Below are 18414 nucleotides of genomic sequence, written 5' to 3'. Positions count from 1 at the left end.
TATGTTCAGATATGATTTTCTATTGATGATGTCTTCGATAATAGGTCGTTGACTATTAGAATAACAGGTGGGCTGATATTTTCTGGAATAGCATTTAGAAAAGACCTTTAATGTGATTAATAGCTTGCTCAGCAAAGGAATCCAACTGTTCCGTATGCTCCTGACGCTGCTGTGCAACAGCATAGGGGTTGGATGCTGGCGGCATAAACTCCATGGTAAGCGCCCCCGAGTAGCCGATATCACGCAATGTTGTGAGGATTGCTTGGAAATTCATACTGCCCACGCCAGGTGCCTCCCGGGTATTATCAGCAAGATGAACATGGACTAATTCAGGGGCAATAGCACGAATTGACCTGCAAATATCCCGTTCCTCTAAATTCATATGGAACACATCCGCCATTAGCTTGACATGCGGAACTCCCGTTTGTTTGATAAGCTCTAAGCCTGCCTCCAATCGGTTTACCAAATGTGTTTCATAACGGTTCAAAGCCTCCAAGGCGAGCCATACTCCCTTGCTCTGAGCATATAGACCGCATTCCTTGAGACTCCGAACCGCTGCCTTCCATGCTTCCTCCACCTCTCCATCCGGAGCTAATAATCCAACGGGTGAAGGAACGACAATCACACAACCGGCGCCTACCCGGACTGCTAAATCCACACAATTATGCACATATTGAACCGCCTGATTTCGGACCTCTTCATTAACCGAAGACAGATTTCTTTCTGGAGTGTAAATTCCGCATATCGAGGTGCATATCAGTCCATAATTCTGTAGCAGAGCAGGGACATTAGGGTCGGAAAAAAGCTCAGGATCTCCTGTCAGCTCGATACCGTCGTAGCCGTATTTTTTCAACCTTTCCAAAGTGCAGCTCATAGCTTCCTTGCCAAAAATCCACTGCGTTGCGCTTATTTTGTACATGATAAATTTCCCCTTTGACAGCTAGGCTAGGATTTGTTGATTCGTAGAATGGCTACGTTTAGTAATGGAATCGCTTGCAATTATTATAAAACATCAAGTCTAATCCGTGCTGAGGTTGGGAAAGCTAATCTACGCCCACTATATCTTAAAGTTGAATTTGGAGCAACAGCTCTGGCTCGGCAGCCAGTCCCCCGCTTTAATGTTATACTAACATTAACCTGTGGTTACCTATCACACAGTGCCATTTTTAACAGATTACGAAACTAACCGGAGGAACTATGACTACACGACCCGCACAACTAACGGATGCCCAGGCAGCCGTACAACTATTATTTGATGCCATTAAGGACATCGGCTATCAGCTAACGGGAGGGGTAACCGAACAAGAAGTAATAGAGCGGTTAACGAGTTTTTATATGGAAGAAGGAAACCGCTTCAGCTATACCAACCTTCTGGTAAAAGAAATGAACGGGCAGGCTGTCGGCATGATCCTATGCTATCACGGCTCGCAAGCTTCAACGATTGACAAGCCTATAATTGAACAACTACGCCGCATCAAGAACGACCCCAGCCTGACTATCGATAAGGAAGCCGACGAGGACGAATATTACATTGATGCTCTAGCTGTATCGTCCGAATGGGGAGGCCGCGGATTCGGTACAGAGCTAATCGCAGCAGCGGAGCAGCATGCTCGCCAGCTCGGATATTATAAGATCGCCTTGAACGTGGAGCAGTATAACGAACGTGCTGTTTCTTTGTACAAGAAGCTGGGTTATGTTACGGATAAAGAAACTCAGATCAACAAGAAAACCTACTATCATATGATAAAAAGTATCTGAAGCTGCTTATGGAATCACTTGATTCGACCTAGCGGCAAAGCAGATTGGATCATCAAATAAAAGAAGCTATCCCAAGTCAATTGACTAAAGGATAGCTTCTTTTTGGGTTCTACATTAATACCCCGTCAGAATTACCTGAAAGCACCTTAATAGAACATAATACGGCTTACTTATGCGTTGATGATGTATTGGTTAACAATAGATCTGATTAGCTCAATCCGTCCGGATTTTGATTCATATGATTTATTTTGCAGCGCATAAGCTTCCAAAGTGTGGAAGTTAGCTTTTCCTGCAACGATGTCTGCGCCAATCCCTGTTTTGAAGGAAGCATAACGGTCATCGAGAATGTTCTCAAATACGCGGTCCTCAATTAGCTTCGCAGCTACTTGCAGCCCTCTCGCGAATGAATCCATACCTGCAATGTGGGAGTGAATCAAATCAACGGGCTCAAAGGATGAGCGACGTACCTTCGCATCGAAGTTAACGCCCCCGCGGCCGATTCCGCCTTCATTCAGCAAGATTTCGTACATAGCTAGTGAAGTCGAGTACAGGTCTGTCGGGAACTCATCGGTATCCCATCCCAACAGCATGTCGCCTTGGTTAGCATCAATGGAGCCAAGAACTCCGTTGATCCGGGAAACACGCAGCTCATGCTCGAAAGTGTGACCCGCTAATGTCGCATGGTTAGCTTCTAGATTCAGCTTGAAGTGCGGAAGCAAATCGTATTTTTGCAAGAAGGACAGAGCCGTTGCCGCATCAAAATCGTATTGGTGCTTGGAAGGCTCCTTTGGCTTCGGTTCGATCAAGAATTGAGCATCAAAGCCGATTTCTTTGGCATAATCTACAGCCATGTGCAGGAATCTCGCCAAGTTATCAAGCTCCAGACCAAGGTCTGTGTTCAGCAATGATTCGTAACCTTCACGACCGCCCCAGAACACATAGTTTTCAGAGCCTAAGCGTTTGCCGTGCTCCAGCGCTTTCTTTACTTGAGCCGCAGCATATGCGTATACATCTGCATTACTTGTAGTTGCTGCGCCGTGAACAAAACGAGGATTAGTGAACATGTTGGCTGTATTCCACAGCAGCTTTTTGCCGGTTGCTTTCATCTGCTGCTCAATCAGTCCAACGACTACATCCAAGTTCTCGTTGGTTTCTTGCAGTGTGTTGCCTTCTGGAGCAATGTCACGATCATGGAAGCAGAAGTAGTCGACGTCAAGAATATTTAACAGCTCGAAGCAAGCGTCTACTCTTGCCTTTGCCAGATCCATACCACTATACTGGTCCCAGCTGCGTGCATAAGTGCCTGCACCGAAAGGATCGGAACCATTAGCCGAGAAGGAGTGCCAATAAGCTACCCCAAAGCGCAGATGCTCACGCATCGTTTTGCCAAGAATAACTTGATCCGGATTGTAAAACTTAAACGCCAACGGATTGTTGGATTGCTTGCCTTCGTACTGAATTTTCGATTGCTGATTAAAATAACTCATATTAGTCCCTCCAATGAGAATTAAGTGAATTTCTTCATAATCTAACGTTTGTATTCTTATCATATCACCGAATATAAAGTTTGTAAATTGATTAAACTAACTTAGTTTAATGAACATTATTCGGTTTCATGCTACAATCTAGGAGTCTGATAGATGAATGGAATAACGGTCCAACAGACTTTTACCTACTAGGCTAGCAAAATTACAGAAACGCTTATGCTGTTAATTATTTGGAGGATATATGAAACAAACAGGCGATTTAAATCTCGTAAAAAAAATAAATAAATCAATCGTACTCGAGCATATAAAAGATAATGCACCTGTATCCAGGGCCAAAATAGCCGAGCTAACCGGACTAACCAAAGCGACCGTATCAACGTTAGTTAACGAGCTAATCGAGAGCCGTATGGTATACGAGATCGGAACTGGAGCATCCAGCGGAGGTCGCAAACCGATGATGCTGTTATTCAATCAAGCGGCTGGCTATGCGGTAGGCGTCGATCTTGGGGTCAGCCAAATATCGGCTGTGCTCACCGATCTGAAGGGCGAGATCATCGAGGAATACCAAACAGCTCATAATAACGAATCCATCGATTCCGTTATCAGCAAGCTGATCGCTTGCATCCGTGAAACAATTCAACGTGCTCCGGATAGCCCCTACGGTGTCGTCGGCATCGGAATCGGCATTCCGGGAATTAGCGATGACCAAGGCAATGTGTTGTTCGCGCCGAATTTGGGCTGGCAAGATGTGCCGCTGCAGCAGCGGGTTGAGCAGGAATTCGAAATTCCTGTAGTCATTGACAATGAAGCTAATGCGGGGGCTGTCGGTGAAAAGCAATTCGGATCTGGAAAAAACGTATCTCACCTGATCTATGTGAGTATCAGCAGCGGGATCGGAACGGGTGTCATCATCAAGGAAGAGCTGTACCGGGGAGTTTCCGGTTTCTCCGGAGAGATGGGTCATCTGTCGATTGAGTTAAATGGACGAGCGTGCCGCTGCGGTAATGTCGGCTGCTGGGAGCTGTATGCTTCGGAGCAAGCACTGGTAGATGAGGCGCGTAAGCAATGGAATGATCCCTCCGTTGATCTGAAATCATTAGCTCAACGAGCCAGTAATGGAGAACAAGGAGCTATAGAGCTTATTCAGCAAACAGGACGATATTTGGGGATTGGACTGGTTAATGTCATTAATTGCTTTAACCCGGAGCTGATAATTATCGGCGGCAGCATCGTTAGCGCCAAGGAGTGGCTGCTCCCTCCGATTCTGAGCATGATGAAACAGCGTTCCCTGCCATTTCCACGGGCTCAGCTGAGCATTGTCTTCACCGAGCTGGAGGGCCGCTCGACCCTGCTTGGAGCAGCTTCGTTCGCTATTTCACGCTTTTTCGCATCTACTAAGGTTATTGTTGAATAGAGCTCGCTCAACAAGCTACACCTCTCTCTTGTTCAAACCGTAAATTAACGATTCGTACGTGGCGACCGTGCCCCTTCCATTTTAAGGGGCACGGTCGCTATTTTTTGTTCTATTAAGTCTAAGATGGCCCCCATCCGAGGGACGGACCGTCCAACGAAATATACGTGTAACACATCCATAATATGGTATAATCAAACGTGTTTTCCATTAAAATTCGGAGGTCATTTGGTGAATCGCTTTTACTTCGCATTTTTACTAATTATTACTACGGCTTTGATGGGATCATCTTTTGTTGTAGGTAAAATAAGTGTTTCTTACATCTCCCCCCTTCTTTTGGCAGGGCTTAGATTCCTTTTGGCTGGCGCTTTAATGGCTATTTTTGTTAGAAAATATACGCATCCTCATCTCCTAGTTGATTGGTTAAAAATTATAGTAATCGGTTTGTTTCAAACGGTTGGGGTAATGGGCTGCATTTTCGTTAGCCTTCGAACTATTACTGCTGGCGAATCTTCTATTCTAACTTTTATGAATCCGTTATTTGTTGTTATCCTCAGCACCCTATTTATTAAGATCAAATATAAACCTATTCAATGGTTCGGGGTATTCTTAGGTTGTGTAGGAATGATCATTCTAGGTCTTTTACAGTGGAGTACTGGAACCATTATTGGCTTAATAGGTGGGCTTTGTTGGGCTATCGCGACTTTACTTATTAAAAAGTTCAGCCTCTCTTGCAGCGTTTGGGTTTTAACAGCTTATCAAATGTTATTCGGCGGCTTAATATTAACGATCGCAGGCATTTTGATGGAGGATATAAGGTTAACCTTTAATTTTATCTCGGTATCTTCCTTAGCGTATTTGGTGTTGTTTGGTTCAATTGCTCAGTTTGCTTTGTGGTTTTATTTACTTTCTAAAGGGGACTCCACGAAAACTAGTGCATTCCTGTTTCTTGCTCCGTTTTTTGGCGTATTATTGGGGTATCTATTTCTGAACGAGCCCTTGCATAATGAAACAGCTCTTGGTGCCGTTTTAGTTTGTATCGGTATTTTCCTAGTTAACTGGTCCCCTACTAACAATGCCAAACTAAATAAACAAAAGCTGAGTGAATAGAACACCTAGCTTGCCCCTCCCATTAACGCGGAAAACTACAATGGAACTTATAAAAATGAACAGACTGCCACGGCGGTCTGCTCATTTTTTTTGAAATCCGACCGTTATGCTTCTGTAACTTTTGAAGGCTTTATACGTGTATAGATTGAGGGGGGATGTAATGAGAAGACATACACTCGACAGCGTGTATCAATTATATGTAAAAGACGTGTATCGTTACTTGCTCTCCCTTTGCCGAAATCATCATGCTGCCGAAGATTTAGTTCAGGAAACATTCTATCGAGCTTACCTGTATTTGGACAATTGCAAGGACGATAAGGTGAAGCCGTGGCTATATCGTGTTGCTTATAATGCATTCGTGGATTCCTACCGCAAAGAGAAGCGCTGTATTCCAACAGGAGCAGAGTTTTTCGACAAGCTCCCTGATACACGAACTCCTGACCAATATTTACTTAATCAAGAGCTATGGGATCATATCGGAGACGTCATCTATGCCATGCCTGACAATCAGATGCAGGCGATCCTTCTGCATGACTTTCACGAGCTATCCTATCAGGAGGCTGCGGACATTATGGAAATTAGACTATCTCATTATAAAATATTGCTCTACCGTGCAAGGCAAGCCGTAAGGCAGAGTAAGGAAAGGAAGGAAAGTCTATGAGCGAAGAATTCAAACGACAGCTGCAAGATTATGCCGAAGGCAAATTAAAGGGCAGTGAGAAAGAACAGTTCGAGGAAGAGCTTAATAAAATGGAGGCTTATCAGACCTATCTGAGCGATTATCTCGGTAACGAGAGGGACCAGCATCCGCTTACAAAAGGTTCGTCTCCATCCTTCACAGAAGCTTCTTTGTTGCGCAGAAGCAAATGGAAGGCTCGGCTGCAGACAGCCTTGACCGCCATCGGAATTGTCATTTCAATTAGTCTAATAAGCGCGGTAGTAACTGGACTCTATTATGGGCTCGGCAATCGTGCATCCATTTACCAAGACGTCATCGCCTCCACCATTGCCCTCACCCGGCCTAATTTGAGTGTAAGCGGGGGCAGTAATTCGAATGCCTTCTTCACTATGGATTACAAAGGAACATTACGGAAAAAGATTGGGTCAGAGCAGTCATCTATCGGTGATTTTCAATTATCGTTCTTGCTAGGTTGGCCGAGCTTGGAACAAACGACATGGCGTAATGAGACTTCTTCCAGCGCTTATTTATTTCAAATTCCTGAAGTTAAGCAGACATCCGCCCAGAACTCGGAGTGGATCAAGCTGGATAAGCTGCATGAGGGCACTGTATCGGAAGTATTCGTTTCATTGGACCGGATGTATACGACCAATGAGCTGCTCAAGCTTCTAGAAAACAAGAATATGGACCCTGTCTGGTTCGCAGCCTACACAGATCAAGAGAGGAAGCACGGAGATGAGGGAGCCGTGATGTCTCCAGTAGGCTTCCCGTTCTTCCCCATCTGGCACGCAGATGATATGAAGGTAACCAGCCGTACCGAGCAAACAACAGGCTGGTTCAGCAAAATCGTGACAACCGGCTCCTCCTCACCTGGGATTCAGACTTATGGTGACGGAGAAGTAAGGGAACAAAACTTTCTGAATACGCTCCATCTCCTGCAAAAATACCCTAACATCAGCAATCGGCTTGCTCCATGGCTTCAGGTCGATTCTGCCGTCCAATATATCGATACTCATGGAGTGAAGCTGTACGGCGTCGTGTTAACAGGTCCGACCAAAGAGCTGCTGAAGTTGAAAGAAGAAGCTTGGGTTTCCAGTATCCGAATAGGCGAAGTCCGCTTTTGGAATTGGCATGATAGGTGATGAGAAGCTTGTTGTATCGTTGTATCGGGAAAGTAGACCCTTTTGACAAAAATAAACGCGTTAATTCCATCTCCATCAACAGGAGGCTTTTGAATGCAAGGGATCGGCAGCCCTCTCAGTTAATAAGAACCTGCTAAATCAATAGAAAAATAGAGGAGAACCTATATGCTTTCATGAGTAAGAGAAATTTCAGAGAATGATTTATTTGGTAATGACGAAGAAATTCCAATACCCATTCAAAAACCCTCTAAGATCGAAAAACTGAATGCCATTGATTCGATTATTAGTATGACTGTCTTAGCTCAATTTCTTAATGCATCCAGTGTCCTACTGCCAGGTAATACATCCGTCCAACTTGAGATTGTGAATGAAGAACTCCATAAGTTGATTCTAGAGGAACTAGCTCCCCACTATGAGAACGTGAAAGCTGTAATTATTGATGATTATATAAAAACCCTAATAATGGAGCAGTTGAAGAACGACTCAGTAGAGATATTTAGATCTATGGATCAGCGCGGTGAGCTGTCTCCTTTGATAAAAGACTTTTATCGAAGCAGCGATAGGAACTTACTTGGACCTCATAAGATGAGCCGAACATGCAGGTATTTCATTGTGCTGCCTGATAAGTTGGAGCCTATGAAATTAACTGGAACAGATTCTTTGAGAAAATGGATCCACAATGGATATATCCAACGGAATGAAAGATTAGCATTATCTCCTACTGGATGGGTATTGCATGACGAATTAAAAAATTCAGTCGCGCTTCGCTTTTTTGCTTCCTTCTGTCCCAGGGTGGGGTTAGTAGTGGATGCAGATGACATGAAAATAGTCGGTTTTGATATCTTAAATGGGAGGGAAACCTATGGAGTTTCGTGAATTTGGACTCTTTCTATTTGAGGACATCCGCTTACAGCTGCGGCAGCCTTTGTAATTAGAATGAAAAATTGTAGGAAAAAGTTACTTATTCTGTGGGGAGGTTGCAGCAGCAATGATTTATGTGATAAGACACGGACAGACAGATTTGAACAAAGAAGGACGACTTCAAGGAAGACTGGGATTGCCATTAAACGACTATGGGATAAAGCAAGCGGAAGGTTTAAGAGACAGCCTCCAAAATATCAAGTTTGACCATGTATTTTCCTCTCCACAAGAAAGAGCTATTCAAACTGCAGAGATAGCAACAGGTATCCGAGCAATAATTGATGACAGACTTGATGTTTTTGATTTAGGTGAAGCTGACAAATTAAAAAAAGGCGAAGTAATAATGAAAGGAGTAGTTCCTGACTCTAGCGTTTATAAAGGCGTTGAAGAAATCCATAGTTATATTCAAAGAGTTTTTGAATTTATGCGTGAGCTTGCAGCTGAATATGGCGATAGAGAAGTAAACATTTTATTATCTGGGCATAGATGCACAACGGGTTGTATTGGGGCCTATTTTGAAGGTATACCTGAGGATAGGAATATATTAAGGCTCTCATCAGGTAATGGAGAATACAAAGTTTATAATTTTCAAAATTTGACTCCGAGTAAATGAATTAGCTTGCTTGTACTTAAGGTAATGATAAATGTTAATGAGGTAATTGTTAATGAATACCATTTTAGATCCCGTCTGCTCCTCCGTCCTAGGGTTTGATAATTGAGGAAGTAATAGTTCCGTTATTGTCAAAAAAAGCGAAAAAAAGGACAAATAGAGGAAGCATTTGTTCCGTTATCTATTCGTTTTTGAGCAGGATCCCCCTCATTTTGTCTAATAGAGGAAGTGCGACTTCCGCTATCGGCTCAGATTTTACGTGGCTGACTGAATAACGGAACTTTCAGTTCCGCTAAGCAAAACGACGTAACTTATACAGTTCATTCCTCTCGTCAAAGCGACGTAACTTATGCAGTTCGCTCCTCTAGACAAAGCAACGTAACTTATACTGTTGTTCCACGCAAAAAGCCGTGAATCTATTCACGGCCTCAATTGGATGTAGGGTGTAATACCCCCGCAGTTCTGTTTTATCTTCGGATCTACCTTATTGATGATCTACCTGTTTATCCGTCTGCTTCTTGCACTTGCTCTCGCTCCTGCTCCTGCACTCACTTGTCCTTACCCCACTCTTGCACCTACACCTGCGCCTGCACCTGATCCTCGTCCTGATCTTCCTCTTCCTTAAGGGAACGCTTCTGCAACCATAAGAAGCTAGCCATCAGAATGAAAGCGATCAGAGCCAAGAAAGGGATCGTAATAAATCCGAGCCAATTGATGTAATCCTCATTACATGGCACCCCTACTGTACATGGCAGCAGCTTAGCTAGAGCGGGAATTTTTTGCTCCGCATAGTGGTAGAGTGAAATGCACCCTCCGATGATGCTCAGCGGAAACAGATACGATGCCATCCTACGATCGTTCTTGAAGCACGCCATACCTAGCAATATAGCTTGCGGATACATGCATATGCGCTGAAGCCAGCAGAGCTTGCACGGCTCATAGCCCAGAATTTCACTAAAATATAAGCTTCCCAACGTAGCTACAAGTGACACTAGCCAGGCCAGATAAAGGGCATATTGCTTGGCGGCTTGAATAATCCTCATCCCGGCTATTCACCCTTTACTGCTTTATCAATCGCTGCTTTAATCGAATTGTAATCCATTGAATTATCGAACTTCTTGCCATTAATAAACAAGGTCGGTGTGCTGTTTACTTGGTTCTTACGGGCAAACGCATTGTGTGCATCGACCTCATTTTGGTACTTTTTCGAGGTGATATCCAGCATTAGCTTGTCATAATCGATCGGCAGATTTTCTTTCTTCGCCAAGTCTACCAGGAATTGAGGGGTTGCCCACTGAACCTTCTCATCACCTTGGTTTTTATAAAGGGCATCGTAAAACTTCCAATACGCATCATTATTTTGATGAAAAACCGATTGGCCAGCAAGCGCCGCGGTGTTCGAATCAGGCCCAATAATGGTAAAATTCATAAAATGAAATGAAGCTAAGCCCTTATCAATATAGTCTTTCTTAATCTGTGGTTCGAGCTGCTGGCTGAAATATTGGCAAGAAGGGCATTTGTAGTCACCTAGCTCCACAATTTTTACAGGAGCATTCGCAGCCCCAAGGCTTGGCATGGTGTCATAAGCAATTTCGACTGGTGCGGCTTTCGGCTGAAAGATGATGACGGCTGCAATAATCGCAACGATAAAAATAACAGTAATCCAAATAAGTCTTCTTGTCGTTCTTTGCTGCTTCTGTGCTTCCAGCTTACGTTGTTCTTTGTAGCTTGCTTTATTGGCTGTGTTTTTTTTCAACGGATTCTCTTCCTTTACTATGTGTATATTTTATTATTCTACCTACTAATGCATGAGGACCATAAACATAGCGCATAACAAAGCAACAACCTGAATCGAAATCATAAGGGGCGCCATTGGCCATTTTAGCTCAAGCTTACCCTCAGGCTCCAAAATTTGCCGAATTCGATAGTTAATCGAAGCATCTGTAATGGATACATGCGATACTGGCATACGCTCGGGAATACCACCCCTCAACAGCTTCAGCAGGGCGCTTCCAAGCTCTACCGGGGTTCCCATACGATGTATTGCGTACTGATCTGCCAGCACTTCTCTCACGATGTTATAGTTACGTTGAAACCATCTTAAGATCGGAATATACCACAATGCCGTGGCAAAAAGAGAGAGCATGAACGTTTTCAAAGGATCTGAGGATCTGGCATGAAACGATTCGTGGTAAAGAACTGCCTTCAGCTCATTCTTGCTTAGCAGCTTCAACAGACCCGTTGAGAGAATAATGCGCGGTTTAAAAAAGCCGGTTGCCAATGCGATAGGCGTAGAGCTATGGATGACTGTAATCCCCTCTTTGGTAGTAGTTCTATACCTTCGATTCATTTCATAAGAAAGCTGCTGATCCCTGCAGGTTTGAATCTTACCCGCGAACCTGATGGATAGTACTGCATGTCTGATTATGCTAAAAACAAATAAGAAAAAAGTTTGATACACGATGGCTTGAAGCACATATCCCGCAAAATTCAGACCATAAGCTTGCAATAAAGTATGGCACAGCTCAATGATGTTGTAGCCCATCCCCCAGCTCATAATAACATGAACCATATACAAGCCCATTTGCAGCATCAGCACACTCGAAAATAGCGTACATGTGATAAAAATCAACCTCGACCGATTTTCCCTCATGGATTAGGTTTCCTTCTTGAGTTCCTTAATTTTTTGCTCCAGCTTGTCCATCAGCATAGGATCGGCCACTTCCAACGCGTCCAACATATGATTCACTACAAGTGAGCCAAATTCCTCCATAAGCTCATGAGTCAGCTCTTTGGATTGAGCCTCCAGAAATTCATGCTTGGACAAAACGGGACGGTACAAAAAGGACCTGCCAGCAGCACGCTTTTGCAAAACACGTTTCTCCACCAGCCTGTTCATAACGGTCATTACAGTGTTGAAATTAACAACTTTCTCCCCTTCGAGCTTATGCTGTACGTCTTTAATGACCATTTCCTCGCCATCCCAGAGGATGTCCATAATCTTAGCTTCCAGGGTTCCGAAAAAACGGTTTAATCCACTCTCGTTGTACTTAAAATTATGTATCTTCATTCGGCAACACCTCACACTACAAATTGTAGTGATGGCAACTTTAAAAGTCAAGCTTTACGTTCTCTATTTGTCTTGCATCCCATTGAATTTGTGAATGCACGGACATGTGCACATCATAATAATAGCACCTGTTCCTCGGGGATTAAACAATGCCTAGTAACGCACAAAGGAGCCGTACCAATGTGTCCATTGGCCGACTCCTTATGTACAATTCCTTACTGGTTCCAGCTGGCCGCATCATTAATGTGATGGAACAGGAATATCCTGCTGGATTTCAATTACAATCCCCATACCCACTACTTCTGCTCCGGCTGCTTCAACGATACGGGCCATGCCGAAGGCAGCTTCTCCATGTGCTGGTCGATATGATTCTTTTACAGGTATAGAAAAGACCGTCAGCTCCCCTTATCCAGGTTATGCGACGGTCTATCTGGCTATTTCTCAGCCCTGTTATGTGCGAGATTACTGTATCGGTGATATCTCCAGCAGTGCTTTGAGGACATCCTCTGCGTTAAAGTTGCCGTCTCCTGTTATATCTCTCTTAGTAGTCGGGGATATAAACTGTACGAGCTGATTGACCTGGAATTTGTCTCCTGTCTTCATTCCTGTTAACTCTTTCAATAATTCATTTAAGGTTCGAAGCTCATACGTCACCGTGGCAGACTCATATTTCAACACGAGATTCATACCAGAATCCAGTATCGTATAATCATTAACGGCATTCCCAGTAGTTTTATTGAACACCTTCGCCGTTGCACCACTTTGAAGGGTAAGATGGTTAAGTAAGGTTCCTACAGTTGTCCCATTGGAAATTCCTTCTATTCTGTTTCCATATACAGCGCCAAGTCCGCCTTTAATGGTAATGACTGGCTTTTGGACATTGATTGTATACTGTCCTTGAGAACCATTCTGTGCAACAACGTTCACTTTAATTTCCGTATTAGGTGAGTTTAAATAAACCCTCTCCGTTACAGAGCCCCCTGTTGCTCCTGCAGCTGTAGTTGCAGCAGAACTCATACCTGGATAAGTTATGGAAACGTGGCTATGTATATCATATACTGCTGCTCTAACGGTGATACTGGTTGCTTGGTTACCAACTGTCGTGGTGTATGCTTTTATATCTTTGGCAAAGCTCGGACTCAAGCTGTAGCCGTCGCCTAAGGATAAGCTGCTTAGTTGAGTATTACTGGATAGCTGCTCTGCAGCTCTCGTGATAGTGATGTTGTACATGGTTTTTGTTATACCATCCTCAGCCGTAACCAGGACCGGTACAACATTGATACCTGGAACCAGATTTACATTAGTTGATACTGTAGAGAGTCCTGCTACTGCTACTCCCCTCACAGACACAATAGCCCCCGTTGCTTCTGCTTTGGCTGTCACAGTCGCGCTGTACACATTACTCGCTACAGTGGCAGAGTACGAAAGGGTGGAACTCGAAAATGCGGGAGTAAGAGCCGCTACATCCGTGGATAATGCGCTCAGCTTGGCACTCCTGTACAACGGAGATACTGTACCTGGAACCGATAAGCCTTCCTCCGTTATGGCTGAAACTCCAATTTTCTTCGTTCCTGCCGGCAAATCGATATTTTCAGGTATATTCATTCCGTAAGATTCTGCTTTGTAATTAAAGTAAATGTTTCTAAACGATTGCAGCACATGATTATTGTCATCCATAAAGTAAATGGCAAAAGCATTGTCATAAACAGTTGTATTGTAATTCCACTTCAAATATCCGCTAATTTGGTTCGGATCAGGATTCATGTCATATAGCTCCACTTTAGTTGGAACGTTAATTGCTGGATTAGTATCCAAAGAAACATTCGTTTGGCTCGATGTATCATCTGTTACTTGGATTTGATAGTAGGACGCTACGCCCTGCCAGTCCAAGGTTGCGATATACAAATACGGGGCCGATATCCCCACTTGATATTCATTGGGAAGCATTAAGGAGTAGCTCGGCTCTCCCGATGCTCGGACGGTTCCGATTTGGCGAAAATAACCCATTTGCCTCTCATATATCGCATAATGACTGATCCTTGATTCATTCCCTATTTTGCTCCAATGAATGGTCGGCTGAATAATTCCTGGTTCTTTATTGGCATCAATCATCCTCACATCATTTAATAAATCGCCTGGATTATCCCTCAAGGTAATGAATACAGGCGTTTTCTTCTTCTCCGTAGAGTCCAAAGAACTTGTCTTATAAAAGCGCAGCTGCTCAGCGCCAGCAGGAATATCTGTGTCTGGAACCATATATCGATAACCGATAGTTTCATTTATTGTAGTCGTCTCCGATTTGCTTCTCACGGCTACCGGAGGCACATCCGGTATGATGTTGCCGCTGCTATCGGCAAAATAAACTTGATAAAAAGAAAAACTATCATCCTCCATAGAAGGATAGCCCCATACAAGAGTACCGGCAACTTTCCCCGCCATGAAGTTATTATCGAAAAAGCTAGTATACAAAGGATCAGGATTCTGGTTGGAAATCAATTCAGCTGTATGCGTCAAATCACGATCCGTTATATTGATATTTTTAAAGTAATAGTAATACTCATACGGCGAATCCTGCACTCTGGTTGTATCAACATGCAGCTCATACTGCTGCCCGGATTCCAGACCGCTGAATACACGGGTCCCATCAGCCTGATCATTTACAGGATAGATGGGCGCATCCCAGCTCTCCCCGTTGTAATGCGTCAAATAAGCACTGTAAGTCGAAGTGGTGTCATTGGGATCCAAATTCACCTTAACGGTTAGTGAATGCGATATGAACTCGGCTTGAGCAGCAAGCGGACTCATCACTAATGCATTACAGACAAGCAGCAGAACCATCCATAAAGCCATTATTTTTTTTATATGTAAGACCTTCAAAGCAATCCCCCATCCGGCACACTCTCTGCCATGTCTTTATCATTAATTACATCAATTATTTTAAGTATTAATAGTAAGGATGTCTATCTATTTTCTTCTCTTTACAGCTTTATAAAATAATATTTTTGTGCTGCGCGCGTGAGCTTGGAACTTCCCTGCACAGAAAAAAACGCCGACTATCCGATTGAGGATAATTGGCGTTTTTTTATTCCGAAATAAATATTAACCTTATCTGACTAGAAAGATCTCCAGTTTAGAGCAACATTAACTACCAGACAGACTAACAAACACCTCTGCCGGTGCGGGGTCAATTCATTAACCCACTTTCATTTCTCGCAGTCTTTCATTTCTTAATTGGCAAAAGCGTGATGCTCTTGTTTGTCACATCATATTTTACTTCCTGATCCAAACCTTCACTTACGAAACGAAGAGGAACCATGGTATTGCCATCGATGATTTTTGGGGCAAGCTCCAAGGTGACTTTTTTTCCGTCCACAATTGCTTCCTTATTATTAATAAAGAGGACAACGGACTTATTGTTCAAGGTTAAGGTCACCTTTTGCGTATCCTGTTCCCAACCTACGATGGCTCCCAGGGCCTCTCCAATGAAACGATAGGGAACGATCGTCGTATCGCCGTCCAGCACAGGAGCGACCTCCATGTACAGTTCTTTACCTCTGATACTTGCCATACGATTCTCTATTTGCAGCACGATCGATTCGGATGAGTCCTTCTTGTCGACAACAGTGGTTGCTGTTACTGTACCGTCGGGAACCTGATTTGCTGCTAATTGGCCTGGAGTAGGCTTTTGATGACGTGAGTCAGCATCCCTAATTTCCAACTCGCGGGATACTGGGTCCAGACCATTCTGCGGATAGAAATAATTAATGCTTTCACCTTTAATGAAATCACATGAACCTGGCGTTTCGTTGCAGCTCTTGGCCCCAGCTCCTGCATTATATCGAATGAAAGAGTACCGATCCGTATCCTTATCGCCGCCCGGACTAACAACCGCCAAATATCGTTGACCCGTGTAAGAAAATCCGTTGTGAAAAACATACAATATATCTTCATCGGTCAACTGGGTCCCGTATTGAGCATTAAATTGCGCAACCGTCTTATTGGCTGTTACATCTTTTGGCACATAAACCCAGATTATTTTGGTGCTATGTGGTTGTATATACATTTTCGGCTTGACTTTTTCGTCTTGACCCATCACATTTTTGTCCCGATCCGTAATCACAAGCTTATCAAAACTGCTATCCTTCCACGGCTGATCTTTCACCTGATAGTAGTAATAAATCTTTTGTTGGGATAGATCGATAGGCTGATCCGTGTTATTATACAGCTCAATATACCGGTATAGCTCTCCACTTTCTTCCTTATCATCCGCTGATTGGATAACCGCCTCGGTAATTAACAAGTTACCCGTAATTGCTGCACTAGCTACAGCGCTTCTTCCACCGCTTCCTCTTGAGCTATTAACCCTGCTATACGCTACTGTCAGATTAACGTTCGCCGTTTTGCCTCCATACTTTGCTGTAATAAGCGTGTCCCCTGTACGGAGCGCTGTGACTAGCCCTCCATTGTCCACAGTGGCCGTCGATGTGACGCTACTACTGTACTGAGCACTACCCGTTAAATCCTGCGTCGATTGATCAGAATAATTCCCGATAACTTGAAGTTGAAGCGTACCTTGACTCATCACCTTATCATCAGGATAACCCTGAATGGTCAAACTGGATAACGTGACAGGAGGAATAACTGTAACATCGATAAAGGCAGAAAAACCTGAATAGGTCCCTGTTATTCGAGTTTGCCCCGCCATTAACGGCCTCACTGCTGCTCCGGCGATTGAAACGATCGTTGGATCTGAAACAGTCAGCATAGCGTTATTCGTTACTTCAGACGGCTCACTTCCAATATTAGTCGTCGTTACCTTGAGGTTATATAGACTCCCTACCGCTAAAGTGGAAGGAATGCCGCTCAATGAAAGTCCGGTAATCACAGACGGAGTCGCGAACGCATCTGCCGATAGTGCGGTTTCCAAAGTGGTCCCTGGCTCGGTCCCTTGCCTCACCGCACTGACGTTAAGCTTGTAGTTTTGGCCGTTCGTTAAGCCGGTCAAGTTATAGGTGTATGTCGAATATGTCACCGTGTACACGGAGGATGTCACCGGCTGATCGTTCAGGTACACCTTGTAGCCCAACACAGGTTTAGTTGTTGGCTGCCAGCTTAATTGAATGGATCTGTCGCCAACTTCAGCCCTCACACCGCTCGGTCCGCCCTCAAACAAAATCGAAACGTGAGCGGTTTGGGTCGACTCCACCCCGTCCGTATTGATCGCGGCTACGCTAAAGCTGTAGGTTTCTCCGTCTTCCATACGGAAGGAAGGGCTGTCGCTTAGATCAATGCTATTCTCTTGTGTCTCCGCGATTGCTTGCCCACTCTCATAAATCCGGTAATTTACTACATTCGGATCGGTACTGGATGCCCATGTCAATGATATTCTGCCTAGACCAAGCGTTGCGTTCAATCCAGTTAGTTTTTTCGGCGGGGTCTGCCCGGCCACTAATTTGCCTGGTGTAGGCGTTTGCAGTCGTGAACCAGACTCCCTAATTTCCATTTCCCGATTGATCGGATCCAAACCGTTCTTCGGATAGAAGTACTTGATGCTTTTTCCTGCAGCTACATCACAAGTGCTGCCACTGCAGCTGCCGGTGCCGGCTTGCACATTGTAACGAACAAAAGCATACCTATCTTTATCTTGATCGTATTTATTTTCCAAACCCTGACCGATTACCCCATAATATCGTTGAGTCGTTGAGGGTGGCCCGGAATCTTGAAAGACATACACAACATCATCGTCGGTCAATGTAGTGTTGTATGTAGTATTAAATTGATCTAGCGTCGCAGTCGGGTTGCTTCTTGAGATCCAGACGATTTTGGTGCTGTAAGGTGGAATGTACATTTTCGGCTTGGTTTGGCCGTCTGGTCCCGTCACTTTTTTATCCCGGTCCGTAATATCAAAAGCGTTAATAGCACTACTCTTCCAAGGATCGGCTTTCACTTGATAGTAATAATAAATTTTTTGTTTGGACAAATCGATAGGCTGATCCGTATTGTTGTACAGCTGTAAATACCGGTAAAGCGCACCGCCACTTTCCTTTGAATAGGGAACCAACTCTGTTATTAGCAAGTCTCCTACTCCAACGGTACTGGCCGCATGGACAGAAGGTGTCGACACGAACCCAAAAGCGGAGAACAGCATCGAAAGCAACATAACGTAAACTATCGTAGAACGTAATTTAACAAATCGCACAAAATAACCTCCCTGTTCTGTTCAAAA

The 18414-nt window shown here is 44.0% G+C and carries 15 protein-coding genes and 1 pseudogene; 7 read left to right on the top strand and 9 right to left on the bottom strand.

The window, feature by feature from the left end; translation table 11 throughout:
• Positions 1–94: 94 nt before the first annotated feature.
• The gene (locus tag GC093_RS24875) at positions 95–919 is read right to left on the bottom strand and encodes a sugar phosphate isomerase/epimerase family protein (RefSeq protein WP_171654612.1); all 825 of its coding nucleotides are present in this window, start codon (positions 917–919) and stop codon (positions 95–97) included.
• A 278-nt stretch (positions 920–1197) separates the two neighbouring features.
• On the opposite strand from GC093_RS24875, the gene GC093_RS24870 reads away from it, so the two are divergent.
• Entirely contained in the window at positions 1198–1758 is a 561-nt protein-coding gene (locus GC093_RS24870) for a GNAT family N-acetyltransferase (protein ID WP_171654611.1), read from the top strand.
• Between the two features lie 170 nt (positions 1759–1928).
• On the opposite strand, the gene xylA is transcribed toward GC093_RS24870, so the two are convergent.
• On the bottom strand, positions 1929–3245 hold the full coding sequence (gene xylA / locus GC093_RS24865) for a xylose isomerase (RefSeq protein WP_171654610.1): 1317 nt from the start codon (positions 3243–3245) through the stop codon (positions 1929–1931).
• Positions 3246–3486: 241 nt separating this feature from the next.
• Between xylA and GC093_RS24860 the strand changes: the two genes are divergently transcribed.
• The 6 genes from GC093_RS24860 (at position 3487) to GC093_RS24835 (ending at position 9121) form a co-directional block, all read left to right on the top strand.
• On the top strand, positions 3487–4659 hold the full coding sequence (locus GC093_RS24860; protein ID WP_171654609.1) for an ROK family transcriptional regulator: 1173 nt from the start codon (positions 3487–3489) through the stop codon (positions 4657–4659).
• Positions 4660–4887: 228 nt separating this feature from the next.
• Entirely contained in the window at positions 4888–5766 is an 879-nt protein-coding gene (locus GC093_RS24855; RefSeq protein ID WP_171654608.1) for a DMT family transporter, read from the top strand.
• Positions 5767–5926: 160 nt separating this feature from the next.
• Positions 5927–6427: a sigma-70 family RNA polymerase sigma factor gene (locus tag GC093_RS24850; protein WP_171654607.1), complete on the top strand. Its 501-nt coding sequence runs from the start codon at positions 5927–5929 to the stop codon at positions 6425–6427.
• Complete coding sequence (locus GC093_RS24845; protein ID WP_171654606.1) at positions 6424–7587, top strand: anti-sigma factor; 1164 nt, start codon at positions 6424–6426, stop codon at positions 7585–7587. The genes GC093_RS24850 and GC093_RS24845 overlap by 4 nt, the downstream gene beginning before the upstream one ends.
• 288 nt (positions 7588–7875) lie before the next feature.
• On the top strand, positions 7876–8463 hold the full coding sequence (locus GC093_RS24840; RefSeq protein ID WP_171654605.1) for a hypothetical protein: 588 nt from the start codon (positions 7876–7878) through the stop codon (positions 8461–8463).
• A gap of 112 nt (positions 8464–8575) precedes the next feature.
• Complete coding sequence (locus GC093_RS24835) at positions 8576–9121, top strand: histidine phosphatase family protein (protein ID WP_171654604.1); 546 nt, start codon at positions 8576–8578, stop codon at positions 9119–9121.
• A 572-nt stretch (positions 9122–9693) separates the two neighbouring features.
• On the opposite strand, the gene GC093_RS24830 is transcribed toward GC093_RS24835, so the two are convergent.
• From GC093_RS24830 to GC093_RS24800, 7 genes and pseudogenes are all read right to left on the bottom strand, one after another.
• The gene (locus tag GC093_RS24830) at positions 9694–10161 is read right to left on the bottom strand and encodes a disulfide oxidoreductase (RefSeq protein ID WP_171654603.1); all 468 of its coding nucleotides are present in this window, start codon (positions 10159–10161) and stop codon (positions 9694–9696) included.
• Positions 10162–10166: 5 nt separating this feature from the next.
• On the bottom strand, positions 10167–10874 hold the full coding sequence (locus GC093_RS24825; protein ID WP_171654602.1) for a DsbA family protein: 708 nt from the start codon (positions 10872–10874) through the stop codon (positions 10167–10169).
• Positions 10875–10919: 45 nt separating this feature from the next.
• Positions 10920–11771: a M56 family metallopeptidase gene (locus GC093_RS24820; protein WP_171654601.1), complete on the bottom strand. Its 852-nt coding sequence runs from the start codon at positions 11769–11771 to the stop codon at positions 10920–10922.
• Positions 11772–11774: 3 nt separating this feature from the next.
• A complete protein-coding gene (locus tag GC093_RS24815; RefSeq protein ID WP_171654600.1) occupies positions 11775–12188 on the bottom strand; it encodes a BlaI/MecI/CopY family transcriptional regulator in 414 nt (137 codons plus the stop codon).
• Between the two features lie 273 nt (positions 12189–12461).
• Positions 12462–12545 (bottom strand): annotated as a pseudogene (locus GC093_RS36135) (xanthine phosphoribosyltransferase); the annotation flags it as partial.
• Between the two features lie 105 nt (positions 12546–12650).
• A complete protein-coding gene (locus GC093_RS24805; RefSeq protein WP_171654598.1) occupies positions 12651–15038 on the bottom strand; it encodes a cadherin-like beta sandwich domain-containing protein in 2388 nt (795 codons plus the stop codon).
• A gap of 370 nt (positions 15039–15408) precedes the next feature.
• Entirely contained in the window at positions 15409–18387 is a 2979-nt protein-coding gene (locus tag GC093_RS24800; RefSeq protein ID WP_171654597.1) for a stalk domain-containing protein, read from the bottom strand.
• Positions 18388–18414 lie beyond the last annotated feature (27 nt).

It is taken from the genome of Paenibacillus foliorum, from assembly GCF_013141765.1.
Classification (GTDB): domain Bacteria; phylum Bacillota; class Bacilli; order Paenibacillales; family NBRC-103111; genus Paenibacillus_S; species Paenibacillus_S foliorum.
Note: the sequence above shows the minus strand (reverse complement) of the source record. Positions and strands in the feature narration are given on the sequence as shown.

Coding starts and splice junctions, on each gene's coding strand:
- GC093_RS24875 (WP_171654612.1), bottom strand. CDS start 919: ATGTACAAAATAAGCGCAACGCAGTGGATTTTTGGCAAGGAAGCTATG.
- GC093_RS24870 (WP_171654611.1), top strand. CDS start 1,198: ATGACTACACGACCCGCACAACTAACGGATGCCCAGGCAGCCGTACAA.
- xylA (WP_171654610.1), bottom strand. CDS start 3,245: ATGAGTTATTTTAATCAGCAATCGAAAATTCAGTACGAAGGCAAGCAA.
- GC093_RS24860 (WP_171654609.1), top strand. CDS start 3,487: ATGAAACAAACAGGCGATTTAAATCTCGTAAAAAAAATAAATAAATCA.
- GC093_RS24850 (WP_171654607.1), top strand. CDS start 5,927: ATGAGAAGACATACACTCGACAGCGTGTATCAATTATATGTAAAAGAC.
- GC093_RS24845 (WP_171654606.1), top strand. CDS start 6,424: ATGAGCGAAGAATTCAAACGACAGCTGCAAGATTATGCCGAAGGCAAA.
- GC093_RS24840 (WP_171654605.1), top strand. CDS start 7,876: ATGACTGTCTTAGCTCAATTTCTTAATGCATCCAGTGTCCTACTGCCA.
- GC093_RS24835 (WP_171654604.1), top strand. CDS start 8,576: ATGATTTATGTGATAAGACACGGACAGACAGATTTGAACAAAGAAGGA.
- GC093_RS24830 (WP_171654603.1), bottom strand. CDS start 10,161: ATGAGGATTATTCAAGCCGCCAAGCAATATGCCCTTTATCTGGCCTGG.
- GC093_RS24820 (WP_171654601.1), bottom strand. CDS start 11,771: ATGAGGGAAAATCGGTCGAGGTTGATTTTTATCACATGTACGCTATTT.
- GC093_RS24815 (WP_171654600.1), bottom strand. CDS start 12,188: ATGAAGATACATAATTTTAAGTACAACGAGAGTGGATTAAACCGTTTT.
- GC093_RS24805 (WP_171654598.1), bottom strand. CDS start 15,038: ATGGCTTTATGGATGGTTCTGCTGCTTGTCTGTAATGCATTAGTGATG.